A 24,251-nucleotide genomic window follows, 5' to 3' on the forward strand; every position below is an offset into this window, starting at 1 on the left:
CTTCGAATTGCTGCATGTTTCTATCCTTGAATCGGGCTACGATTTACGGAAAACATGCAGCAGCGAGATCAGTAGCCGAGGCCCTTCTTCTCCTCGTAGACCTTCATCGGATCGTCAGCCTGGGTATAAAGCTTTGATTCCGTCTGGATCCATTTTGCCGGCGCCTTTTTATCCTTCAGGTAGGCGGCGAGGGCGTCGAAGGCGGGACCCGCCATGTTCGGGGTCAGTTCGACCGTGGCGTTGGCTTCGCCGGCGGCCATGGCCTGGAAGATATCCGGAACGGCATCGATCGAGACGACAAGGATGTCCGTACCCGGCTTCAGGCCGGCTTCCTTGATGGCCTGGATCGCGCCGACGGCCATGTCGTCGTTATGGGCGTAGAGCGCGCAGATGTTCTTGCCGCCGCCTTCAGCCTTCAGGAAGCTTTCCATCACTTCCTTGCCCTTCGTGCGGGTGAAGTCGCCGGTCTGGCTGCGGATGATCTTCAGGTTGTCGTGACCGGAGAGAGCCTGTTCGAAGCCCTTTTTGCGGTCGATCGCCGGCGACGAACCGGTCGTGCCCTGTAGCTCGACGACGTTGCAGGGCTTGCCGGCGACCGTGTCGGCAAGCCACTTGCCGGCGACATTGCCTTCGTGAACGAGGTCGGAGGTCACGGCGGTCAGATAGAGATCGTCGGATGCGTCGACGGTCCGGTCGAGCAGGATGACAGGAATCTCGGCATCCTTCGCCTCCTGCAGCACTTCGTCCCAACCGGTTGCGACTACCGGAGCAACAAGGATCGCGTTCACGCCCTGAGCGATGAAGGAACGGATAGCCTTGATCTGGTTTTCCTGCTTCTGCTGCGCATCGGCGAATTTGAGGTCGATTCCGCGCTGCTCGGCCTGCTGCTTCGTCAGTGTCGTTTCAGCAGCGCGCCAGCCGGACTCCGATCCGATCTGGGAAAAGCCGACGACGAGCTCCGCGGCCGATGCACTGCCGAAGGTGCAGGCAGCAAGAATCGTTGCACTCGCGAGTGCCTTCGCAAATTTCATGATTTCCTCCCAAAGAACGCTGCTCTCCATGCAGCTGTCGAGAAAAAATCATATAATATTACTTTTGTAAACTCACGTTTGAAATCATTAGGCGTATTCGCGCCAAATTCGTTGGCGGGGCATGCGGCTTCAGTGATGACGTCAGAGCGTCGCCAGCGAGCGGTTCGACAATGTTCCCGGATAGAGCTGGCGGATGCTCAGCTTGTCTTCCAGCGCGATGATGATGTCCTCGCTGAAATCCACGCCGTACAGCGCGGCGATCTCGGGGAGGCCTCCGGGAGTGAAGACATTGATCTCCAGTATCTTGTCGCCGACGATATCGAGGCCCACCATGAACATGCCGTCTTCCACCAGTTTCGGTCGGAGCTTCTGCGCAAGGGCGAGAATCTCCGGCGTTATCGTTGCCGCTTCCGGCTTGCCGCTCGCGTGCATGTTTGAGCGCACATCTCCCTTGGCAGGCACCCGGCGGAGCGCGGCATGTACACCGTCGCGCTCCAGTGGCTGTCCGTTCATGAGAAAAAGGCGGACGTCACCGGCAGTCGCTTCCGGCAGATAGGTCTGGGCGATCAGATACCCTTCGCCGCTGGCGGCTTCGAATATCTGATTGAGGTTGGCTTCTTCCCTCGAACTGATCTTGAAAACGTTCTTGCCGCCCGATCCCTGCAATGGCTTCAGGATCACGCCGTCAGGATGCGCATCGATGAAGTCCCGGATTTCCTCGATGCTCCGGGAGATCAGCGAAGTAGGGCGAACAATTTCTGGGAAGCCTTGCAAATAGAGTTTGTTCTGCGCCCCCCGCAAGCCGGCCGGATCGTTGACGACGATCACGCCGCGATCGACCGCCAGACGCCCGAAATTCACGCCTGCATAGGCTGCCCAGGAACGCCGTTCGGCGTCCTCGGAAGGATCGTTGCGCAGAAAAAGGACGTCGACTTCATTGACGTCGATCGTCTTGATCTTTGCCCGCTCGTCCTTGAGCGCGTTCAGCAAGGTTTCCGGCTTCTTCGGTTTCGGGCCATGCAAGGTCGTGGCCCGGACCAGGAGGCTGTCGTCGGAACGAAGCACGAAGTCCCCGGGCGTGACGTAGCAAACATCGTGACCGCGGGCGAGCGCCGCGAGTGCAAGCCAGGTCGTCGCGTAATAGGTAGCCTCGCCTTCGATGGAGTTGACGAAAAAGGCGATGCGCATGTCCGGCTCCTAACGTTCGACCATGTCGAGCGGTGACATCCCCGCGCGTGCCTTGGCGAGGCGCGAGGATGCTTCCGGGTTGTCAAGAAATATAGGGCGCACGGCCGGCACACCAAGCAGGCCGCGGGCGCTTAGTTCCTGCATAACGCCGAAATGCGAAGCGGCTATCTTTCCCATCCAGAAGGGCTCCAAGGCTCCACCAGCCGCCAAGTGGGCGAGGAGTTGCACAAGGCCGCGCAGGTAGATCGCATCCTTGGCGAGACCCCCGCTGCGATAGACGCGCAAGACGACGTTGAAGGCATCCGCCTTCAAGAACCCATGATCTTGAACGAGCAGTCGATAGGCTTCCGGCAGCGATGCGCCATCGAGCATTGCGGCACAGGCAACGACGCGGGCGGCGATGAGGCGCAGCCGCTCGGGGCTCATGCCGCCCGTCAGAAACTCCGCAAAGACCGCCAACCCCTCCTGCATGCCTTCGTATCCGGCGAGGCCGGAACGGAAAAGGCGCAAGCCTTGCGCCGAACCGTTGAAATAGGTCAGCAGATGGACGCCGATCTCGTGGCTCAGGATCGGTTCGACGCGCTCCGCGTCCATGGCGGTGCTGCGTGCAATGAGGAGGCGGCTGCCCGAGACCAGAAGGCCGGAGGGAAGATCGTCGCGCACCTCGACACACGCGTCAAAGCCGGCATAGCGGCGGCGGTACTCGGCAATCATCGCGCGCGCCTGCTGCTCGACGGAGTAACAATCGGCATGTCGCTCCGCAACGCGCGATTCGGGCGCTGTATCGGTCGCGCCATCGCCGGTCCGTGCAAGGATGTCCTGCGCTGCCCGCAAAAGCTCCGGTTCGACGGGACCGTAGAGGGCGCGGCCGAATTCGATGAATTTTGCGCTCTCCCGGGCCGAGAGCAGCGAAAGCTGAAGGTCGAGTTCCTGCTGCTTCTCGCGATAGAGATGGTAAAGCACCGGATCTTCGAGGTGGTCGAAGGCGATCGAGAACAGCTTTTTCTTCGCCTTTTCGACCTGCAACGTCAACGGTCGGTAGAGAAAGCGCGGGGTTTGCCGGTACTCGCTTGCGGCAAACTCGCTCCAGGCCGATTCGGCATTGATCGGGGTCACGGCGAGCAGGAAATCGAAGGTCGAAGCGACCTCGTCGATACGCCGGTCGGTGCGTACCACGGCATCGATGAAGGCCTTTCTGCCGAGCGCCCGATGCGTCGAGATGTTCATGCATTTGGTAGCCCTGACGAAAGCCGCGAAGGCTTGCAGGCCGGCATCGAAGATGCTCGCGATGAGGCGTTCACGAAGCTGCGGATAGATGTTGCCGGACTCACGCTGCCGATAGATCGGCGCAAACCGCACGCGAAGACAGGGAAACGGCAGGTCCAGCCCTTCGGCTTCACGAATTTCGACACGCGGCGTGCGGAACTTCGCTTCGGTAGCCTCGGCGGCATTGGCGAATGCCTTGGCGGCAATCCGCGCCGGCCCTTCCGGAGTTGCCGTGACCTCGATCTTGAACGGCGGAAGGTAGGGCGCGTCGTCGGTCAACAGTTCGTCGCGCGCGAGTTCGCCGATTTCCATGACCATGAATGCACCGAGACGCCGCTTGAGCAGCCCGCCGACGGCTTCGACGACCGAGACAGCAACATTGGCTTCTGGGGCAATGAGGTAGGAGGCATTCGCCTGAGCGATCTCGCGGGCAACCGGACCTTCGTCGTCGCCGGAGATGTGCAGGCAAAGAAAAGGCAGCGCGCGATCGATATGCAGCCGTCCGCCATCCGGAAGGTCTTTTCGTACAGCCTTGTCGGCCTTGATGCTCGCCAGCGCCTCGGCGAGCCATTCGGGCGTATCTGCCGTATCCCTGGGGGCGGCGGCGGAACGTTTCATCGGTCCACTCCCAATGCGTCGACAAGTGACGGCACGGTCGACGAGAAGAGCTTCCTGAGCGCCGCAAGCGCGTCCAGGTCGGGCTCGCCCGTCCACTCGTCCATGAAGAATTTCTTGAACTCGACGGCAATCGCGCAGCCGGTGTCGGGGAAACGCTCATGGATGAACCGCGTCTGTTGGCCTCTGCCCTGAAACGCGATGTTCTCGCGGACGTCGAGCCGTCGCCCCTGGCAGTCGGCAGAGCGCAGTGCCTCGACAAAGGAATCCACGACCCGGGCCCACTTCACGCGATCCATCGAAAACGTGCCGATATTGACCTCGGGCGCCGCCTCCATTTTGGTCGTTGCCGCTTCGGGGCCGTCGCGCCGGTGGTTGTAACTGTGGACGTCGAGGACGACAAAGCGCCCATGGCGCCGCTCGATTCCAGCGAGCATCCCCTCCAGCATGGCGTAATATTCGTCGTGCATCGCCAGCGACACTTCGACCAAATCGTGCGGGGGCTCGCGGGTCCAGACCTTGAGACCCCAGGCCTGCTCCGGCCGCACGTATATCGCGCCGCCGCGGGGGCGATTGACATCGACCTCAAATCGCGACCGATGAACGACGATCCGGTTCGGGAAGTCGCGGATGATGAACTCGGTGAACGGATCCTCCTCGCGCAGCCGTTCCGCGCCCGAGAGAGCAAGAAGACATTCGACCGCGCTGCGCACCGCGTGACCATTGTGGATGGCCGTAGCGACGATCGGCGAGTCACCGCGATGCTGAGTCCACCATTCGTCGTCGAGAGACTCCGTCAACACTTTGCCTGGGTAATCCGGTCTATCCATGTCAACGCCTTCGCAGCCGCATTCCGCGTATCGGTGACATGCCTACAATTCAGAAACGAACTTTTCTGTTCCGCGCGCGAGCGGAAAAATGCCCAGCTCGCGCCGCGCACGCTGTCGCCAGAGCTAATCAGCGCACTTCGCTCCTCATGCGCGATTGATCGTAGGCAGCAGGAGCTGCACCTCGCGCTGTCTCTCTGGCCCGAGTATTTCGACGTTTTTCCGCCAGAACGCCTCGGCTGCCGCAGGCTCTGGCTCCCAGTTTCTGACCGAGGTCTGGTTATCGTCGATCACCACCCGGCGATGACCGCCGAGGCGCAGATATTCCTCTGCCAACTTGCAAGCGTTTGTTTGTTCCATGGCCCTCACTCCAGGTTGTTCCCGGATGCTCGGCTCGGCGGCGCCTCGCCGGATACTGCATATCCGAAACGCTCCGGGCGCACGGACGTTCCCGAAGGCCTCCGCGCCATGAGGCGCTCGTCCAACCGAAGTCTATGATATTTATACGCGCTTCCAATCGTTGATGCGAGAAGTCGGTTACCCCGAGGCGGGCGTCGAACAAAACATCGCCGTCGGCCTCCCGGCACGAGCTGCATCTTTCTCTTCGCCGCGAACGTATAATTATATTATTGGCGAACCCGTGTGATACCATTCGGCCTTTAAGCGGGCCAGGTGGTGCATGCATCGGAAGCTGGCTGCAATTCTGGTCGGGGACTTTGTGGCCTCCACGTCGGCGATGGAGCTCGACGAGGAGCAGACGATCGCGCGCGTCGTCGATTGCATGACGCTCATCGCCGAAATCGTCAAGAACTTCGGCGGCAGGGTATTCAACACGGCAGGAGATGCAATCCTTGCCGAGTTCTCCAGTCCCGTGAATGCGCTGCGGGCGGCGATGGAAGCGCGTCTGGCGATCGGATCTGTGCCACGCACCTGCACGCATGACATGCGCTTCGGCCTGCACGTCGCCGACGTTGCGGTCGTCGGCGACGACCTGCGTGGCGCCGGCGTGAACATTGCCTCGCGTATCGAAGCCTCCGCCGACCCGGGCGAGATCGAGGTCTCAGAGGCGCTCTACGAGCAGGTCCGCCGGATATCACCCTGCGCCTTCGAATCGATCGGTGAACGGCACCTGAAGGGCGTGTCGGAGCCGATCCAAATCTACCGCGTCGGCGCGGCCATGGACCGCCACCGTTTCCAGGTCGCGCCGACGCGGGCGTCGCCTCCTTCATCGGTCAGACCGAACTCCGTGGCGGTCGCACCGTTCACCACGGCATCGATCGCGGATCAGGACCAGACGTTTCTAGCGGAAGGAATGACCGATGATCTGACGCTCGAACTCAGCCGGCTGAAAAGCCTTTTCGTCACCTCGCGCTCGGCCTCGACGGTGTTGCGGACATCCGATCCGGTTGAAATCGGTAGATCGCTCGGCGTGCGCTATGTCGTGGCAGGCTCCGTCCGCAAGGCCGGCGGCTATGTCCGGCTCAACATCTCGCTCGCAGAGACGGATCAGGGGCATCTGGTGTGGTCGGATCGCATTCAACGCCCCTTCGAGGAAATTCTCGACGTCATGGATGAGATCACCGCCCGTGTTGCGGCAACCGTTTCCGGTCGGATCGAACAGTCGGAGCTCACCACCGCGCGGCTGAAGCGGCCGGAGAGCATGTCCGCCTACGAATACTACCTGCGCGGCCTCGACCATCACCGGCTGGCGGGGGTCGCCGATTTCCACCTTCACGAAGCGATGCACTGGTTCGAAGAGGCGATGAAAGCGGATCCGAGCTTTGGCCGGCCCTTTGCCATGCATGTCTGCTCGTGGAGTTCGCTGCCGAGCTTCGATCTGCACCTCGGTGAACTGCAGACGGCGCACGCGTTGGAACTCGATCCGACCGATCCGGAGGCGCACCGGATCATGGGGTCGATCAAGATGATGCGGCGCGATTTCGCTGCCTCGCGCTTTCATCATGAGAAAGCCATCGAGATGGCGCCGAACGACGCTTACACGATCGGGCGATGTGCCGCGTTTTATCTCTTTGCAGGCGAGCCCGAACGAGCGCTCCAGTTGCTCGACCGTGCGGAAACACTCGACCCGTTTCTACCGGTCTGGATAACGGAGGAGCGCGTCGCGTCGCTTTACGCGCTCGAACGTTACGCGGAGATGTTCGAGGTCTCGCATAAGCTGCCATTCCAGACGCGACGCACCTTTATCTACCGGATCGCAGCGCGGATGGCCTGTTCCGACCTCGACCGCGCCAAGCAGCTCGTCTCGCAGGCGCTTGCACTCGACCCGACGCTCTCCGTCGAGTATTTGCGCAACCAGGAACTTTTCGAGGATGTTGCGATAACCGCGAGCCTGGTTGATCGAACACGTGCCGCAGGGCTCCCGGCGTCGCCCGCAACAGGCGAGCTTGCTCACGAATGCTCTCCGCTCAACGGCAGCGATGTGATCCAAAGCACGGTGGTTTAAGGATCGCCAACGGTTCCATGTGTCATGGCCGCCGAGGCGATACCGCGTTGAGTGGCGTTGGCGTATAGAGAGCATGATTTTTGTATGGTCGGCTGGAAAGCGCGCATCGGTTACTCGACCATGACGCGCACCGTGTGGATTGCGTTCCGTGCCCCTTCGACCGGTTGCGCTGCGCCGCCGGCTTCGATGGCGCGGGCGCAGAGTTGCGCGACGCCCCGATGGCTCGGCCGCCACTGCAGCGAAAAGGGCTGCCAGGCCCAGCCGCGCCTCGGCTCCAGCGTCGCGTGCCTGTAGTTGATGCCGCCATCGGTGCTGACTTGCACGCCAGCGATGCCGCGGAACGACCAGGCCCATCCCCAGATTTCGACTGGCTCGTGGAGCGCGACCGCTGCGTCGGGTGCCGGGGCCACGATGATCGATTCCGGTGCCAGCGCCCAGACCGGCCGTCGCGGCGGCAGGCCGGCCGCGAGGTCGCGTGCATCGCTCGCGTCGTTATAAAGGGTCGTCGTGAAAAGCCCGTCCGCCCTCCGCGCGGCGAGTTGCAGTCGCCACAGCCATTTGACGCTGTTCGTGCCGTAGTAGCCCGGCACGACTAGCCGCGCCGGAAAGCCATGCTCCGCCGGTAGCGGCGCGCCATTCAGCTCGTAGGCGATGAGGACGCCGCCGGCGCTGAGCCGCTCGAGCGGCAGGTCCTTGAGATACCAGTCGCAGGAAGTTCCGGCGAATTCGCCGCCGTCGAGGCCGTAGGACCAAAGGAAGCGCGCATTGGCATCTACGCCAATCTCATTGAGGAGTTCGGCGAGGTCGACACCACCCCAACAGACGTTGGCGACGCGGCGGGTCGGAACTGTCGGCTCCAGCGGACTGCCGCAGCATTGGTGCACCGTTTCGATCGTTTTCTTCGGGCGCGCTTTCAAATCATCCAGGTTCAGGATGTAGGCTCGCCCACGAGCCCGTCGATGCGGAGCGACCATTTCCGGGCGTCGACGCGGGGGACGCCCAGGTGGGCGAGGACGAAGAGATCGTCGGTGGCGGTTCGAGCGTCTCCCATTTCGTGCGGACGCAGCTTGATGCGACGGAGGCCGCTCGGAGGATCCATCGGCGGTCGCTCAGGATCGGCGAAGCGATCTCGGGCCTCATGCCCGTTGGTCTGGATCATGGTTCACCTGCCTAGGAGGTCGAGGTCGCCCGCGCCGCGCCATGGATCCGCTACGGCACCGGCCCAACCGGCATCGTTACTCGGTATGCGGGGGCGCTGCGACCGCCCAGCTCGGATCGGCTCCGAATGGATGATCCATGAAAAACACCCAGGTCCCATCGGGTAGTCGGCGGTGAACCTCCATGCCGTGGTGATGCACTTCGGTCGGTTGGCCGTGCTTGTCGACCCCCTTGATCAGCCACTGAGAACGGGTCATGGCGAAGTCGCCTGCCACCGTCGTATGGTGGGTAACCACATCCATGTGTGGCTTGAGGCCTATATAGGCCGCCATTGTCTTGCGGATGCCGTCGGCCCCGCGAGCAACCTTGGTCCCGCCGTGGACCGCATCGACCTGCACGATCGAGGCATCCGGATGATACATTGCTGCCGCAGCTTCGACATCCTGCGCGTTGAAGGCGCGAGCGAGCCAAAGATTGCAGAGTTCAGGGGAGGGAGCGCCCATGAAAGCCTCCTTTCGTTCGAATTCAGTTGTTGCTCGACAGAGAGGATAGTGGCAACAGGCGTGCAAGGCCCGTTGGCACTTCACAAGTCTTGCTTGCGGGATTGCAAGAGCGCGATGGGACTCAGTTCCTCCGGGATCCACGGCCGCGTGTTAAGGCGGACAGGGCGACTTCGAGCTCGTTGGTGGGTCGTTTCGAAGGCAGCAGCGACAGCCGACCTGTGATTTCGCGTAACGCGCTTGCGTGACCGCAAGTGCCGCCAGTGCTACAAAATGAATATGGACGACTGGAATGCACTCAGGCTGGTGCTGGCGCTGCAGCGAGAAGGCAGCCTGACGGCGGTTGCGAAAAGGCTCGGCATCGATCATTCGACGGCGTTCCGGCGCCTCAACGCGCTGGAGGCGAACATCGGCGTGCGGCTTTTCGAGCGGCTGCCCGGCGGGGCCTATCGGCCGACGACGGCCGGCGAGCGAATGGCAGCTGCTGCGGAGCGCATGGAGGATGAGGCACTCGCGCTTGACCGCGACATCACGGGCCGCGATCACCGGCTTGCCGGCCTCTTGCGCGTAACGTCATCCGAAACGCTCGCCTATCGCGCGCTGACGCGCCACATCGCCGTGTTCCGACAGGCTCATCCTGGCATCGTCGTCGAGCTGGTCATCGACAACCGCGTGCTCAGCCTGTCGCGGCGCGAAGCCGACATCGCGCTCAGGCCGATCCGGCCAAAGGAGGGCGATCTCTGGGGACGCAAGCTTGCCGATGTGGCATGGGCGCTCTATGGCGCGCCGTCCTATTTCGAAGCTCATGGCGGCCCCATCGCCGGGCCGGGCGAGCTCGGCCGCCACGCCATCATCGGCTGGGAGGAGGCGACGGCGGGAATAGAAGCGGCCGATTGGCTTGGGCGGGCAGCGCCGCCCGAAGCCTTCGTGTATCGCACGAACAGCCTGGTCAACCAGCTCGTTGCCGCCAAGTCCGGCATCGGTCTCGCACTTCTGCCCTGCTATCTCGGCGACGACGAACGTGGTCTCGTACATGCGCTGCCGGAGCCGTTGTCGGACCTGTCGGGTGAACTTTGGATCGTCACACACGACGATATCAAAGGCGCAGCCCGCGTGCGCGCCTTCTTCGATCTTGTTGGCGAGGGCCTGGCCCGCGAGCGCGAGCTGTTCGAAGGACGTCGGATGATGGAAGGGTACGCGGTCCGCAGAACCTGAGGTTCTTTTATGCCGCCTAAAGCTGCAGCGGCCAAGGTGATTTGACAGCCCGGATCTAGAGCGCGCGAGCCATGCGGCTGTCAAGCTCCTGTAGCCGCCACGCGAAGCCCGCATCACCCGGTCGCAGCGCTACGACCTCCGCCAGCTTGTCGCGCGCAACCGCGAGTTCGCCATCGCGGATATGGCGGTTGGCGCGATGATAGAGGAAGTTGACCCGTTCGACCGGCGAAAAGCCGCCGCCGAAGCGCCGATGAACGCGATCGGCCCAGACGGGATGGCGGGCGATCGCCGTGACTGCGATCTGATAGGGACGCATGGGGGCATCGACTCGGGCCGAGCGAGCGATGGTGCGCAGGTTGGGGGTGTCGTCGGCACGGCAGGCCTCGATAAGCGAAAGGGCGCGCGTCGTTCCGGTGAATGCCCGGACAGTGCCATGACCCGTCATGTGCACGGGAACGAGGCGTGTATCCGCTTGCAGCGTCGCAATCCGCTCAGCGTGGCGGCGATCGACGACATGGAAGGGGTCGTAAAAAATATAGGCCCGACCGGCAGTGTGGTCGGTTGCAATCGACATGTTGGCGTGGAGGTCGGGCACGTAATGGCGAGTGAACCGGCCGTCGAAAGGCACAGACTTGGGATCTATCGAGAGTTGCGGACAAAAGGCGATCACGACCGTGGCGTCGAAGCGCCGTCGGTAGCGTAGCGCCGCATAGCCGCCCTGCGAATGGCCGTAGAGGATGCGCTCCGACGCTGTGCGAAGTATCGGTGCCGCCGCGCTCACCGCCTTCACGACGCTTGCCGCCGGGAACCAGTTCGGCCGCCTGCTGATAAAGCCGAGCGCAGCAATGTCTGCCTTTTCGCAAAACCGCTGACCCCAGAAGCGACTGCCGTTCGCCTGCATTTCCATTTCATTGAAGGTGACGAGAAGATACTCCGACGATCCGGGGCGATGTATCACCTCGAGGTTTTCGTCGGAATAGATGATCATATGAAGACTCCGGGACAAATTTGGCCGCACCGCGAACTTGTTGTCGCTTCACCCTTCGGGAAACATGACGCGCTTCTTCCCAAGAGGTCTCAGGCGGTCAGCGAGACCGGATCGTAGCGCCCGCCATTCATCGCGCTCCGTTTTTTTCTGAGGAGCCGGCGATAGAGGTCTGCGTGGGCGCGAGCGGCGTCGACATGGCTGGTCGGCGGGCGCAGGCTTGCACGCAGTCGATCCCAAGCCTGTGGCTCGCGCACGACTTCGATGAGTCGATCGGCCAGGTCCTGCGCGCTGCCGGCGCGGAAGTGCAGCCCGTCCCTCCCGTCCCGAACTTTTTCGGCCATGCCGCCGATGTCGGAGCAGATGATCGGCCGACGGTGGTGCAACGCTTCCTGGATAACCATCGGCGAGTTCTCCCACCAGGTGGACGGCAGGACCACCCAGTCGACGGAGCGCATCAGCCGCGGCATGTCCCCGTTTTGATAGGCACCATAGAAGCGCACCCTGCGGCCCGCCTCGTCCATGAGCTTCTTGACCCGGTCCTGGAATTCGGTGGGCTGGCGTTCGAGGTTGCCGCCGAAGATCATCAGGCAGGAATCCTCGCCCCAAATCTCCTGCGGCACGCGTGAAACGGCATCGATGAGCACATCGATGCCCTTGAAGGGCGTCATCTGCCCGAAATAGGCGAAGCGGTTTCGCCGGGCGGTCTGAGCCGGCAGGTCTCGCACGGGCGCGACCTCGCCGGGCACTATCCCATTGTCGATTACGGAGAGTTTCTCCGCGTCGATTCCCCATTCGACATACCGCGTGGCGAGGAACATGCTTGGGGAGACGAAGGCGTCGGCAAGGCCGAGCATCCCGCACAGGAACTGTTCGCGCTTCAGGAAACGGGACACCGGGATTTCGGGAAAGCATCCGTGGCAGCCGATGGGAGAAGCCCTGCTGCAGAGTTGGCCTGAAGGCCGCTTCACCATTTGCCCGTGATTGTGGCAGATCGAAAGATATTCGTGGAAGGTCACCACGATGATCGATTCAGGCAATGCCTCGCGAAGGGCGTAGAGGGCCTCCACTCCCATGCCGATCAGGTGATGGAAGTGAACCACATGGGGGGTGAGATCGCCGACAAAGCGCAGGAGGTCGCGACGGATTGCTTCGGTATCGCCGTTGGAGAGGAAGAAGTGGTCGTAGTCGTCGGCGTGGAAGAGGACTTCATCCGGCGCGAGGCGGTGGCTCATGAGCGCCGACGCACCGTGGCGCGGGACGGGATGGCCGACGCGGGCCAGATAGATCGATTCAACTCCCGGCAACGTGTTCAGGCCCTTGTGAAGGCTATGGGACGCCGTCTCCGCCCCGCCAAGCGACATCACCGGATGGCCATGTGAAACAACGAGAACACGGAGCCGATCGCTCATACGGAGACCTCCTCGAACCAATTGTCTTCGCGAGCCGGAGCCCAGCGGGAAGCAAATATTTTTCGATCGATCCGCTCCACGAGGGGAGCGAGTGCCGCCGTCGTTGCGCCGGACGACTCATCAGCGCCTAGCATCTGCACCGCTGGCAGCCAGTACGAGGATATTCCGGAACGGCCGAGCCTCAGGCCAAGCTCTAGTCCCTTTTGCTGAGAGCCGAGATAGCCGCCGGAAAAGCCTCCCGCAGCGAGGAAGGCCTCGCGCGGCATGATGCAGCACTCGAAAGATGCTGCCGCGACCTGGGTCAAGTTGAGGCCGGTTACGGCGCTCAGAGGGTAGCCGGCATAGCGGCTCGACGCCGGATATTCGGATTGCCCGGCCGGCCAGCTTCCGGCCCAGCGGACTGAATGGTCCTCGTAGGCAAGCGTGGGGGATATGACGCCTCCCTGCGCATCACGGGCGGCGACGAGCTTGCCGTACCAGCCGGCTCGGACCGGCAGCAGCGAGCCGGCAAGCAGCACCACCGCCTCATGCGACAGTGCCCGGACCCCCGCTTCCAGGAGGTCGTAGAGATCGCCGCTCTCCTCAGCCGCCATAAGCTTTAGCGACAGCCGGTAGAATTGCGCGATTTCTTTGATGCGGCTGGCCTGCCGCCGAAAGCGTTCTGCTGGCAGGACGAGTGCGATAGGCGCAAGGCGGGTTTCGGGATCGAGCGCCAGGAGTCCGAGGATGGGCGCAATGTCTCCGTCTTCAGAGTCCTCGGCGGCTATGATGATCGGCGGACCTCCTGCCTGCTCGAACGGACCCGCGTCGACGGTGGCACCAATCCATGGAGAAGTCCTCTCTGATGCGCACAGGAAGGGAACAATCTGGCGATCGACGATTTCTGCGATCCCCCAGCGTTCCGGATCGATGGAACTGAACTGGCGAAGGACGGCCAAGCGCGGCGGAACGCGGACCGGTGTGAGTGGCATGAAGGCGCGACGGGAATCCTTCAGCGTCAGCTCCAGATGGAGGGGGGGCCCCGAATCCCAACCGGGGCTGCTCGCAAAGGCGATGAAGCCGTGGGGATGGCCTCGATGGCCGAATGCGCTCCGGAACGCCGGCTCATCGGTGAACGCGTCCGTCACGTCGGAGCGCTCCAGCCGACTCCAGTGATCGTCCAGCCGCGCTGCTGCCCGTTCGCCACAGAGCTTCACGCTTTGCACGTGCGCTTCGGGGTCAAGCAGCCAGCCCGAGATCAGCAATGCGCCTCCGCTCGCTTGAAAGGCGCTGTCTATTCCCATCCGAACCGGGACAGGGAGCGTGGAGACCGTCTCGCGGCCCTCGAAGCTGTTTGCGGCCGAGCGCAGTTCCAGGAGAACCTGCGGTGAACTGCGGGTCTGAAGCAGCACGGAGCGAATATGCCCCGGTGTGTCCGAAGGGCTGGCGACCTGTCGGTGCTCATGAACCGGCGTATACCGCCAGCCTCCACGCCCGCGATAGACGAGCCCCTCGATGTCACGGCACCGGAGCGGCTCTTTCGTCGAAAGCAGTCCGACGAAGCCCGAGCCTCCCGCCGGAACGTCCTGACGGAGAAAAGTGGCAATCCCACAGTCGCAAGGGACGGGCTTGCCGCTATTCACCACCACGCGGCAGCTACCGGGTTCGATACTGCGGCCCCACCCTTTGACGAAGATCACTCCGTCCTGTGTTTCGCCGAGGAGTTCTACGAAACCGTCGCTCCCCTTTGGGAACTGCAACAGAGCGATTGTCGCGGCAAGCCTTCGCGGCCCGATAGTTCCTTGCATCAGCGCATCGGCCAGCGAATCCAGCGTGTCGCGGAGTTGCTCCCCGGCAAGCTCCGCCAGGATCGCAGCGGCATCGCTCACTGGGACTAGTCGCGGGGTGAAGATGTATCGCTTGCCGGCCTCCTCCTCCTCCCCGAGGCGGAGCGTGGTGAGCGGACGATCGGTGTCTTTCATTTGCAGCAACGCAGCGAACCCATGCGTGGCCGATCTCGAAGGCAAGGCCAAGCGCCAGCCAATGACGGAGGCCGTCACTCGGGTGGCGACGTCGTCGTTGATCTCCGCCAACAGTGTTCCGGCCATTGGTTCGCCCGTACCGATGACGAGCAGAAATCCTTCGTCGACCGGGCAGGCGAGGACTCGTCCACCCTTCATGATCCTGGTAGCAAGCTGCGAAGCCAAAGGAAGTGCCTGTTCTACAGCGACCATGTCGAGCCCTTTACGCGCCGGTGAAAAGCGCGAGGGCAGCGCCGGTGGCAAACCCCACGAGAACGAAAAGCAAGAGCAGCAAAGGTTTCAACTCAGCGTTCGAACGCTTCTGCAAGCCGCCAAGGTTCTTCTCCATTGCCGCCACGACGCCGTCGAGGCGCATGAGGTGGACATCGAGGTCGTCCAGCCTCTGCGCGACCTCGGAGCGGAGGTTTGCTACGGCGTCGCCGATGGCGGTCAATCCCTGTGCCTCGATCTCGCCGCTCTCATCGTTCTGCGTGCGCAGGAGAGAGCGCTGTGACACCTGCAATTGTCGCTGCGCTGCCATCAGGACGTCGAGCTTGTCGAGAACCTTCGTCAGCGGCGCGGCAATGAGAGCCTCGGCAGCCTGCTCGTCGGGGCGGGGAACACGCAGCTTCTGCTCCGCGCCTCGCCCATCCAGGGCCGTCACGACGAGGTCGGCCGTACGCGCGGCAGCCGTCTCCGGCAGCGCGATCTCGAAGGCGTGGCTGCCGTCGCCGATGCCGTTGCGCTTGAGGTCGGGACGATTGCGGTCGGCGACGGCCTCGGCGATCACGCTGCCATCGAGGATCACGCGGATGGTGAGCCGCTTGCTGGGCGTCGCCGGATCGAATGCCCAGCCGAAGATGCGGCCCTGATCGATCGCGTCCACGCGGCCATTCATAGGCCGCGCATTGTCCTGTTCCGGGGCGGCACTTGATTTTTCGGCAACAACAGACATCGATTCTCCTCTATGCCGCTTCGATATGCACCGGCCCGATCGCGTCGATCAGTTCGAGATAGCGTCGTGCAGTCGTATCGATGTCGTCAGGCTCGCGGGCGTTTGCGGAAAGGCGCCGTCCCAAAGCCGGGTCTTCCACGAAACGTCGAATGGCGGATGCCAGCGCGCGCGGATCGTTGGGTGCGACAGTGAGGCCGTTGACGCCGCCCTCGATCATTTCGGCCATGCCGCCGATATTACTGACGATGACCGGCCGACCGAGAGCCTGCGCCTCCTGGATGACCAATGGGGCGTTCTCCCACCAGATCGAAGGAACGATCGTGCAGTCGACCGCAGCGATGAGATCGGCGACATCTTCGCGGCGATAGGGGCCGCGCTGTTGCACCACCGGTGCCGTTTCGCCGAACAGCCGACCAATCTCTTCCTTGAAACTTTCGCTCTGGAAGGGGGCGCCGCCGTGAACGCGCAGCTCGAACGGTACGCCCTCGGCAATGAGTTGTCTCGCCGCCTCAAGTAGCACCGGCACGCCCTTCCATGGATTGAGATTGCCGAAGTAGCCGAACACGGGCCGATCTCCGCTAATGCGAGGCGTTTCTGCGCCTACATCTCGACGTGGCAATCCATTCGGAATGACGCTGATCGCATCCTCTTCAAGCCCCCACTCGATGAAGCGCTGCCGGAGGAAGCGGCTCGGTGCAACGAAACGGTCCACTTCGCGCAGCAGGGCTTTCAGATGACTTTCGCGCAACACGAACCGGTCGAGAGCAATGTCCTTGAAGCAGGCGTGGCAGCGGTCGGGAGTTGCTTTGTGGCAGAGTTCCTTGCCGGTCGTACGCACCATCAGGCCGTCGTGATGACAGATGGGATAGTAGTCGTGCAGCGTCATGACGATCCGGCACTCAGGCAGCGTGCGGCGGACGATATGCGGGAACTCCGCGCCGAGCAGGAGCAGGTGGTGGATGTGCACCACGTCTGGCCGGAACTCGCGCAACAGTTCCGCGAGGTCCGGAACGACACCGTAGAGATCGATCTGGCTCATGAAGAACCGGTCGAAGTGACCGGACCACAACAACACTTCATCGCCTGCAGAGCCGATCCCCTGAAAGCTCGTCCCCGGCCGCGCCTGGCGGTGGATCTGGTTCGTGGCGCCGAGAAAAAGCGTTTCGCAGCCTGCCCGCCTATAGGCGCGGAACAGGTCGTGCGCGAAGATCTCGGTGCCCCCGGGATGGAGCGCCGGATGGTTATGGGCGGCAACGAGAATACGCATGCTCAAGCGCCGCTCCCCCGGTGCTCGGCGACGAAAACGTCCTGATAATGATCAGCCGCCTGCCCGCGCCAGGAGCCGAGCGACTTCACGACGGCTGTGAGGCCCGCCCGGCCGAGGGCGCCATCCAGGAAGCCGTCGTCGAAACCCACCGCGGCAAGCCGGGGCAGGTCGGGGACGAACCAGCAGGGCCCGTCGCCATCGCGCTCAAACGCCAGGCGCGGATCGCGCCTGCCTGTCTCATTCGCTGCGGCAACCGGGTCGACAACGAAGGCGGTCATGAACAGGCGTCCGCCCGGCCGCAGGAGCCTGCCGATTTCGCTCAGATAGACGAGGACCTCGTCGGGCGGCAAGTGAGTGACGATCGATGTCATGATGACGAAATCGAAGTGACGATCGGCATAGGGGAGTTTCAATGCCTTGCCGCTGATCTTGCCTTGCGGATTGTAAAGGTCGTGCGCGATGTCGACCCGCTGGAACGCGAAGTTCGGATAGGCGGGAGTGATGAAACGCCTGCACCAGGCGATGCCGCCTTCGACGGGGTCGATGCCGCTGTAGCGTCCCTTCTCGAAGTCCAGATACTGGGTGAGCGGAACCGCCATCCGACCGATACCGCAACCGATGTCGAGCACACGGCTTTCGTGCTGCAACCCGCCCATCCGTATGAAATGGCCGAGGAATTCGGCACCCACCGCCTTGAAGTCTCCATCGCCGACGAAAACGCTGTCGGGGGCCGGTTGCGGCAGAAAGCGGTTGCGCAGGACGCTGCTCAGTAACCACTGAACTCGATCCTCACTGGCGGGAAGCACCGTCGCCGGCACGCTCTCTTGACGCAGCGCGATCTCGCTCATGCCGCACTCCTTGCTTCTGCTTCGCCGCGGAGCGACGCGATTGTCTCATTGCCGCTGCCGGCGGCCATCAGGTCGGCGATGTCGTCGTTCCAGCGCTCGGTATGCAGCCATGAATTGTATTGGCTGGCGACGCCGCGCATGTAATCCTGGCTGCGGCGGATCGACCGGCGTTCGAAATGATAAAGGCACGCCGAGGGCTCATAGCCGACGTCGTAACCGCACCGACGGATCTTGAGGCACAGATCGCTGTCTTCATAATCGCCGATGACATAGTCCTCCGTGTACCCGCCAACGCGTTCGTAGATATCCCGCCGCGTGACCAGGCATGCACCGGTAACGCCGGGAACGCAGCGGGGGACCTGCGCCGGCGCATAGTCGCCCGGCATGCCCTTGTGAAAGTGGTGGTTGAGCCACACGCCGTGCCTGTCGCGCGCAAAGTACAGCCCGGCATGCTGCAGCGAACCGTCCTCGAAGATGAGCTTCGGACCGACGGCGCCGAGCCTCTTCTGTTCCATGAGCGGCCGTATGAGCGCCTGCAACCAACCGGTTGCCGTGGGTACGACGTCGGAATTGAGCATCACGAGCACCGTGCCCCGCGCGAAGCGCGCACCGGCGTTGCAGGCCCGTGCGTAGCCGCCATTGCAGTTCATGACCACGAGCTTCATCGGCAGACCGTGGAGGAGATGGAAGCCACCAAGCAGATGTTCCGTCTCGGCCTGGATCTCCGGGGAATCCAGCACGTAGATGATCTCCGCGTTGCGCGCGAGCCACGGATCGGTCGCCATGCCGGAGAGCTGGAAGCGCAGGAAATCTAGTACCCGGTAAAGCGGCACGACGATCGAGACGATCGGCGTCTTCTGCGACAGGCCGTAGTCCTTCGTGTAGTCGACTTCTATTGTCCCGCCCAATCTCCGTTCCACATCCTGCAGAGCGGGCGCAAGTATTGTGCGGAAGGCTTGGTCGATGGCGTGCTGCGGCGGCACTGCACGCAGGATGCGATTGCGCTGCGCCGTGGGCTCGAAGGGCTGCGGCTTCGGTACGAGGGGCTTCACCGCGCCGGACGCGAGCCGCATCTGAAAGCGCGGCTGGAGGAGTGCACCCAACGGCTCGATCAGCGGCAGCCAGGCAACAAAACCGGTCACGTCGGTTCTCGAGTTCTCGTCGATTCCACGTGCCCAGGCTGGAAACTCATGCCAATTGCCGTCGAGCGGGATCACCGTGCCGTCCTCTTTCAGGTAGTCGATTCCGGCAAGAACGCCTGTCGGGTCTCGCGACCATCCGCCGGCGAGCAGGCCGCCTGAGAGGGCCAGAGCAAGATCGACTTCCGCGGCGGGATGCATTGGCGATTTGCCGACCTGTCGCGCAGGCAACGGGGCGCGAAGCTGCAGGTCGACTGCCATCGCCGCACCACCTTCGGGCACGTCCGACAGTGACCGCACGACAAACTCTCGCAGATCGGGCGCGCGGCCCCGTTCGCTCCACCAGGCTTGGAGGCTCGGATAGCGGGGATTGTCGCGTGCCACTTCCCGGACCGCAATGCCCCTCTTGCCCTGCAATACCAAGGAGTGGGGAAGCCTCGCACATTCGACGATCAAATGGCACGGCCGCAGATTTTTCTCCCCTTGGCCGCCGACAAGAAACTGTGAGGTCATTGGCAGCACGGCGTTCGCGCTCAAGCCGTAGACCGCGCTGATCTCGCCGAAATCAGGACTGATTCCGGTCTCGACAAGGTATCGCCCCTCAGCGACGGGGCAGGCGACCTTGGCGAGCCTCGGCCGTGAGGTGAGCGCGTGAAGCGCGTCCTCGACCACGCCGACGAAAAGCGGGTCCCTGGAAAGTCGGAACGCGCTTCGCCAGGCAGTCAGAAGATTGCTCAGGAACTTGATGCAACCCTCCGGCGCAAGGTCGGCAAACAGGGCCTCGACATCGAAGGGGGGCAGTTCGCCGATGGGCCTCAGGGTAACCGTTTGAAGGCTGCCGCCTTCGGTCGAGATCTGCACGGGGGCCGGTTGCATGCCGGGGCGCATGGCCCAGAGGATGCGATGTCTGCCGGTGGCGAGCGAAAGCGTGGTGCTGACAAGCGGGACCGGTTGCTCGGGCATGACGAGTGTGCACTTGCCCGCAGACGGCAGTCTGGCGGGAACATCAAAGATCAATACGGCTACCTCGGAGCCGAGCCGAAAGGCCTTCGCGTCGTCGCAAACGCCGCTGGCGCCCCTCGTACGGTCGTCGAACGTCACACGTCACTCCTCTGGACGGTTTGCAAGGGAAGGCGCGCCCCGCGGGAGGATGCAGGGCGCGCCCGTTCAAACTCAGTGGACTGTGAAATAGTTTTCGGGATGGGCCTGAATGTCTTCGGCGTCCGCGTCCACCAGCGTCAGGGTGTCGCCATGACCGAGGTCGATCACGACATTGCCGCCAACCTGGGTGATGCGCGAAGCCAGGTCCTCGGGCGCGGCGATGTCCAGGCCGTTGATGCCCTTGGCGATCTGCAGCACGTCCTCGCCGGGGGTGAAGTCGAGGATGACGTCGTTGCCGCCACCGCCATCGAAAACGAATACATCGCTGCCCTGGCCGCCGACCAGGAGATCGTTGCCTTCGCCGCCATTGATGATGTCGTTGCCGGCGCCACCGTAGAGCAGGTCACTGCCCTTGCCGCCGACGAGGAAGTCGTTGCCTTCGCCGCCAAGAAGGATGTCGTTACCCTTGTCGCCGTCGAGCAGGTCGTCGCCCGATCCGCCGACCAGGGTGTCGTTGCCCTTCTCACCATAGAGAATGTCTGTGCCTTCGCCGCCGAACACGGTGTCATTCCCGTCTCCGCCGAACAGCAAGTCGTCACCTCCGTCACCGAAGATGATGTCGTGCCCCTTGCCTCCGTTGACGAAATCATCACCCCCGTGGGCGCGAATGAAATCGTCAAAGCGAGAGCCAAACAGGGCGTCGTCGTATGCGCCGCCTTCCAAAGTGGCCATCTGCTTCTCCTCTGAGTCGTTTGATGCATGCATCATCGGCAGGAAGCCGAGATTGCGTGGCGGAGTGTGCAACGCAAAAAACGGGAACGCAACATCCAGAACACGAATAAGTCCGTGTGGTTTCGACATTATTTTCGTATTTCGAATAAGAGTCGGAGTATGTGCCAATATTGGCACAATATATTTTTAGGAGTTATTATTCACGCAATATCCGTAAATCGCTTCAAAATTCAAAGTAAATTGTGCGATGCAATCCTCGTTGATGAAGTTTTTCATCAATCTTCCCGGAATGCCCGGTTGAAGCTGTCGGTGACCGGGGAAACGAGATAGTCGATTGCCGAACGGGGCTTGTGCACGATCAGCACCTCGGCTGGCATGCCCGGATAGAGGCGGATATCGGGATTGGCGGCGAGGGACTCCGGCGCGAGCTCGGCGCGCGCCACGAAATAGGAAACGTTGGACTTCTCATCCACCGATTGGTCGGCAGCGATATAGGTGATCTTGCCGTCGAGCGGCAGATGGGTGCGCTGGCTATAGGCCGTCAGGCGGATCTGCGTCTTGGAGCCGATCGTTATGCTGTCGATGTCGCGCGTACTGACATGCATTTCCACAAGCAGCGGCTCGTCCTCGGGGACGATGTCGAGCAGCGGCTGGCCGGGGGTGACCGCGCTGCCGGGCGTCCGCAGCTGGATGTTGGCAATGACGCCTGCCTGGGGAGAGCGGATCTCGAGGCGGCGCAGGACGTCCCGCGCTGCGATCATTCGCTCCTCGACGTCCGCGAGTTCGAGCCGCGCCGTGGTGATCTCTCCAGCGATCTCCGACTGGAAGTCGCTTTCTATTCCGGTCAGCGCGAGCTCGGCGCCGGCCATCGCTTTTTCCGCCTGGGCCTTGTCACCGGCAACTTCGCCGCGCGTTGCGGCAAGCTCGCTGAGCCTGGCGTCGATCTCGATGAGCTTCGAGCGCTGGGCAAATGCCTTGTCGACCAGGGTTGCGATTGCCGTGCGCTGCTCGTTCATGAGCTCGATCTGGCGCTCGGTCGCCTGAAGTTGCCCGGCGAGCGACTTGGCCTTCTCGGAATATTCCTCGATGGTCTTGCGCTGGATCTCAATTTTCCCCTTCTTGGCTTCGTGGCGCTTCTCGAAGAAGGCTGTTTCCGCCATGACCGCATCCCCGGCGGCCGTGTCGCCTGTGCCGGCGAGTTCGACGGGGAAGTCGATCTCCGCTGCCCCCGCCTGCTCGGACCGGAGACGCGCGAGCTTTGCTATCAGGCCGACGCGGCGGCTTTGCAGTGCCTGGAGGTCGGAGCGGGCACGCGTGTCCTCGAGCTTGATGACCGGTTGCCCGGCGGCAACGTGATCGCCCTCCTGAACCAGGACACGGCTGAGGACGCCGCCTTCAAAATGGCTGATCGTCTTGCGCTTGGAGTCGACGACGATCGTGCCGCTGCTCACCGAGGCACTGCTGAGCTCCGTCGAGAACGCCCAGCCGAAAAATCCGCCGAACGCAACCAGGATCGTCGTCAGTCCCGCAATGACGAGGCGCCGAATGGGCGAACGGGGGTGGTCCTCCGAGAGGTCGACTTCCGTCGCGGCCGCGGAAAACGGAGCGCCTGCGCGGACCGGCAGGCGGCGTTCCGGATTGTCGGTCTTGACGGGGGGCTGCGCATCCAGACGAACTGGAAGGGTCGGTTCTTTCATCATCAGGCAGTACCTTCGCGTCGTGTTTCGCCCGGCATCATGGAGGCGACAACGTCGGTGCGCGGGCCGAACTGGCTGATCCGGCCGCCTTCCAGCACGAGCAATTTGTCGGCGACCTGCATGATGGCCGGCCTGTGGGCGATGAGGATGACGATGGCGCCGTCGCGGCGCGCGTCTTCGACCGCGCGGATGAGGGCCCGTTCGCCGATCGCATCAAGATTGGCATTGGGCTCATCGAGGACGATGAGGCGCGGGCGGCCGTAAAGGCAGCGGGCGAGCGCGATGCGCTGTCTTTGTCCTCCGGAAAGGGTCAATTGCCCTTCGCCCACCGGCGTATCATAGCCGAGCGGCAGGCGCCCGATCATGTCGTGGACGTCGGCGAGCCGCGACGCCTCCAGCACCTTGTAAGGATCGCTTTCTTCCATGCGGGCGATGTTTTCGCGGATCGTCCCCTCGAGGAGGGAAACGGACTGGGGAAGATAGCCCGCCACCTTTCCGAATGAACTGCGCTCCCAGAGATAAACATTGTTGCCGTCCAGGAAGACGCCACCCGCCGTGGGCTTCAGGATGCCGACGAGCAGCCGCGCCAAAGTGGACTTGCCGGCGGCGGAGGGGCCGACGATCCCCAAAACCTCCCCGGGTGAGAGCGAGAAGGAGATGCCCTTGATGATCGGCACGTCGATGCCGGGAGCGGCGTAGACCAGCTTGTCCACGACGAGGTCGCCTTCGGAGCGCGGCGTCGGCATGGTCTGGCGGATCGCGAGGTTTTCGTTGAGCGCAGCCTCGATCCGGCGCCAGCCGGCGATGGCCAATACCCATTGGCGCCAGTTCTCGATGACGGAATCGAAGGGCAGGAGAAGGCGCCCGACAAGAATGGTCGTCGCCATCATCGCGCCGGGGGAAATCTCCTGCTTCATCACGAGCAGGGCGCCCGCGGCGAGCGATATCATCTGAATGGCAAAGCGCAGGCTACGGGTAATCGAGGCCATCGCCCTGCTTCTGATTCCACTGGCTTCCAGCACACTGAGGGCGTGCAGCTGTGCGGCGCGCCACTTTTTCGCGAGTGCGGGCAGCATCCCCATGGCCTCTATGGCCTCGGCGTGGCGTAATGTCGCACCTATCTTCGAGACTGCCTCAATATTAGCCTGACTTGCCTCTTTCATGAGCTGCCGGGTCAAGAGGTCGTTCAGGAGACCGCAGCAGACAAGCACTGTCACGGAGATCGCGCCAATCATCCCGAAGATCGGGTGGAGCAGAAAAAGAACGCCCAGAAAAATGGGTGACCAGGCAGCGTCCAGGGGAGCGCTGACCGCCGACGAGGTCAGAAAACCGCGCAGCTCGGTCAGGTCCCTGAGCGACTGCGTGGCGCGCGCAAGCCCTTGATCGGCAGAGGCTTGCACCGCGGCGGTGAGAACCGGCAGGTTGAGCCAGCGCACCACGGCACTGCCCATGGCCTGAAAGGTGAGGGCGCGGATGAAATCGAGCACGCCGAGAACGACAAGCGCGCCGAGTGCCAGGATCGTCAGCATCACCAGCGAGTCCATGCTCTGGCTATTCAACACCCTGTCATGTACCTGCATCATGTAGAGCGGCATCGTTAGTTGCAGGAGGTTGATACAGGCGCTTAGCAAAGCTGCATAAAGAAGTGTCACAACGAAAACGCGACGAGCTCGCAAGACTAGCAGCCTTGGGTTGATTGTTCCGTTTTGCACCGGATTTGCACTGATTTGGCCCTTGCTAATCATTTGATTCGGAACAGTATTACGCATTGGCGATTTTCCGGCTAGGAGGTGTATGCGAGGTCGCGATCTGGGTCAGATTCACTCAAATCACAGTATTGCTGTGATCAGT

General features: G+C 62.6%; 20 protein-coding genes. 2 read left to right on the forward strand and 18 right to left on the reverse strand.

Features of this window, described 5'->3' with window-relative positions:
• Nucleotides 1-68 precede the first annotated feature (68 nt).
• From ytfQ to RB548_RS27670, 5 genes are all read right to left on the reverse strand, one after another.
• Nucleotides 69-1,031, reverse strand: coding sequence for a galactofuranose ABC transporter, galactofuranose-binding protein YtfQ (gene ytfQ / locus RB548_RS27650; protein ID WP_331376944.1), 963 nt, complete (start codon nucleotides 1,029-1,031; stop codon nucleotides 69-71).
• A gap of 141 nt (nucleotides 1,032-1,172) precedes the next feature.
• Nucleotides 1,173-2,219, reverse strand: a complete 1,047-nt coding sequence (locus RB548_RS27655) for a glutathione synthase (RefSeq protein WP_331376945.1) — start codon at nucleotides 2,217-2,219, stop codon at nucleotides 1,173-1,175.
• Nucleotides 2,220-2,228: 9 nt separating this feature from the next.
• Nucleotides 2,229-4,103 (reverse strand): flavohemoglobin expression-modulating QEGLA motif protein, encoded by a 1,875-nt coding sequence (locus RB548_RS27660; protein WP_331376946.1) that lies wholly within the window; start codon nucleotides 4,101-4,103, stop codon nucleotides 2,229-2,231.
• Complete coding sequence (locus tag RB548_RS27665; RefSeq protein WP_408642485.1) at nucleotides 4,100-4,930, reverse strand: N-formylglutamate amidohydrolase; 831 nt, start codon at nucleotides 4,928-4,930, stop codon at nucleotides 4,100-4,102. The genes RB548_RS27660 and RB548_RS27665 overlap by 4 nt, the downstream gene beginning before the upstream one ends.
• Before the next feature lie 144 nt (nucleotides 4,931-5,074).
• Nucleotides 5,075-5,287, reverse strand: coding sequence for a hypothetical protein (locus RB548_RS27670; protein ID WP_331376948.1), 213 nt, complete (start codon nucleotides 5,285-5,287; stop codon nucleotides 5,075-5,077).
• A gap of 319 nt (nucleotides 5,288-5,606) precedes the next feature.
• Here RB548_RS27670 and RB548_RS27675 point away from each other — a divergent pair, with 319 nt between their 5' ends.
• A complete protein-coding gene (locus tag RB548_RS27675; protein WP_331376949.1) occupies nucleotides 5,607-7,391 on the forward strand; it encodes an adenylate/guanylate cyclase domain-containing protein in 1,785 nt (594 codons plus the stop codon).
• A 110-nt stretch (nucleotides 7,392-7,501) separates the two neighbouring features.
• On the opposite strand, the gene RB548_RS27680 is transcribed toward RB548_RS27675, so the two are convergent.
• The 3 genes from RB548_RS27680 to RB548_RS27690 form a co-directional block, all read right to left on the reverse strand.
• Nucleotides 7,502-8,308 (reverse strand): molybdopterin-dependent oxidoreductase, encoded by an 807-nt coding sequence (locus tag RB548_RS27680; protein WP_331376950.1) that lies wholly within the window; start codon nucleotides 8,306-8,308, stop codon nucleotides 7,502-7,504.
• Between the two features lie 11 nt (nucleotides 8,309-8,319).
• Complete coding sequence (locus RB548_RS27685; RefSeq protein WP_331376951.1) at nucleotides 8,320-8,550, reverse strand: hypothetical protein; 231 nt, start codon at nucleotides 8,548-8,550, stop codon at nucleotides 8,320-8,322.
• 76 nt (nucleotides 8,551-8,626) lie between these two features.
• Nucleotides 8,627-9,052, reverse strand: coding sequence for a YybH family protein (locus RB548_RS27690; RefSeq protein WP_331376952.1), 426 nt, complete (start codon nucleotides 9,050-9,052; stop codon nucleotides 8,627-8,629).
• Nucleotides 9,053-9,328: 276 nt separating this feature from the next.
• Here RB548_RS27690 and RB548_RS27695 point away from each other — a divergent pair, with 276 nt between their 5' ends.
• Nucleotides 9,329-10,264: a LysR family transcriptional regulator gene (locus RB548_RS27695; protein WP_331376953.1), complete on the forward strand. Its 936-nt coding sequence runs from the start codon at nucleotides 9,329-9,331 to the stop codon at nucleotides 10,262-10,264.
• A 55-nt stretch (nucleotides 10,265-10,319) separates the two neighbouring features.
• Here RB548_RS27695 and RB548_RS27700 read toward each other — a convergent pair whose 3' ends face one another.
• The 10 genes from RB548_RS27700 to RB548_RS27745 form a co-directional block, all read right to left on the reverse strand.
• Complete coding sequence (locus tag RB548_RS27700) at nucleotides 10,320-11,252, reverse strand: alpha/beta fold hydrolase domain-containing protein (protein ID WP_331376954.1); 933 nt, start codon at nucleotides 11,250-11,252, stop codon at nucleotides 10,320-10,322.
• 89 nt (nucleotides 11,253-11,341) lie between these two features.
• Entirely contained in the window at nucleotides 11,342-12,661 is a 1,320-nt protein-coding gene (locus RB548_RS27705; RefSeq protein ID WP_331376955.1) for a glycosyltransferase family 4 protein, read from the reverse strand.
• On the reverse strand, nucleotides 12,658-14,874 hold the full coding sequence (locus RB548_RS27710; protein ID WP_331376956.1) for a hypothetical protein: 2,217 nt from the start codon (nucleotides 14,872-14,874) through the stop codon (nucleotides 12,658-12,660). Before RB548_RS27710 ends, RB548_RS27705 begins: the two co-directional genes overlap by 4 nt.
• A gap of 10 nt (nucleotides 14,875-14,884) precedes the next feature.
• A complete protein-coding gene (locus RB548_RS27715; RefSeq protein WP_331376957.1) occupies nucleotides 14,885-15,616 on the reverse strand; it encodes a hypothetical protein in 732 nt (243 codons plus the stop codon).
• Between the two features lie 10 nt (nucleotides 15,617-15,626).
• Nucleotides 15,627-16,889 (reverse strand): glycosyltransferase family 4 protein, encoded by a 1,263-nt coding sequence (locus RB548_RS27720; RefSeq protein WP_331376958.1) that lies wholly within the window; start codon nucleotides 16,887-16,889, stop codon nucleotides 15,627-15,629.
• Nucleotides 16,886-17,731, reverse strand: a complete 846-nt coding sequence (locus RB548_RS27725; RefSeq protein ID WP_331376959.1) for a class I SAM-dependent methyltransferase — start codon at nucleotides 17,729-17,731, stop codon at nucleotides 16,886-16,888. The genes RB548_RS27720 and RB548_RS27725 overlap by 4 nt, the downstream gene beginning before the upstream one ends.
• Nucleotides 17,728-19,971 (reverse strand): glycosyltransferase family 2 protein, encoded by a 2,244-nt coding sequence (locus RB548_RS27730; RefSeq protein WP_331376960.1) that lies wholly within the window; start codon nucleotides 19,969-19,971, stop codon nucleotides 17,728-17,730. The genes RB548_RS27725 and RB548_RS27730 overlap by 4 nt, the downstream gene beginning before the upstream one ends.
• Before the next feature lie 72 nt (nucleotides 19,972-20,043).
• A complete protein-coding gene (locus RB548_RS27735; RefSeq protein WP_331376961.1) occupies nucleotides 20,044-20,703 on the reverse strand; it encodes a calcium-binding protein in 660 nt (219 codons plus the stop codon).
• Between the two features lie 275 nt (nucleotides 20,704-20,978).
• Nucleotides 20,979-22,403 (reverse strand): HlyD family type I secretion periplasmic adaptor subunit, encoded by a 1,425-nt coding sequence (locus tag RB548_RS27740; protein WP_331376962.1) that lies wholly within the window; start codon nucleotides 22,401-22,403, stop codon nucleotides 20,979-20,981.
• Complete coding sequence (locus tag RB548_RS27745; protein ID WP_331376963.1) at nucleotides 22,403-24,169, reverse strand: type I secretion system permease/ATPase; 1,767 nt, start codon at nucleotides 24,167-24,169, stop codon at nucleotides 22,403-22,405. The genes RB548_RS27740 and RB548_RS27745 overlap by 1 nt, the downstream gene beginning before the upstream one ends.
• Between the last annotated feature and the right edge of the window lie 82 nt (nucleotides 24,170-24,251).

It is taken from the genome of Sinorhizobium chiapasense (assembly GCF_036488675.1).
Classification (GTDB): Bacteria; Pseudomonadota; Alphaproteobacteria; order Rhizobiales; family Rhizobiaceae; genus Sinorhizobium; species Sinorhizobium chiapasense.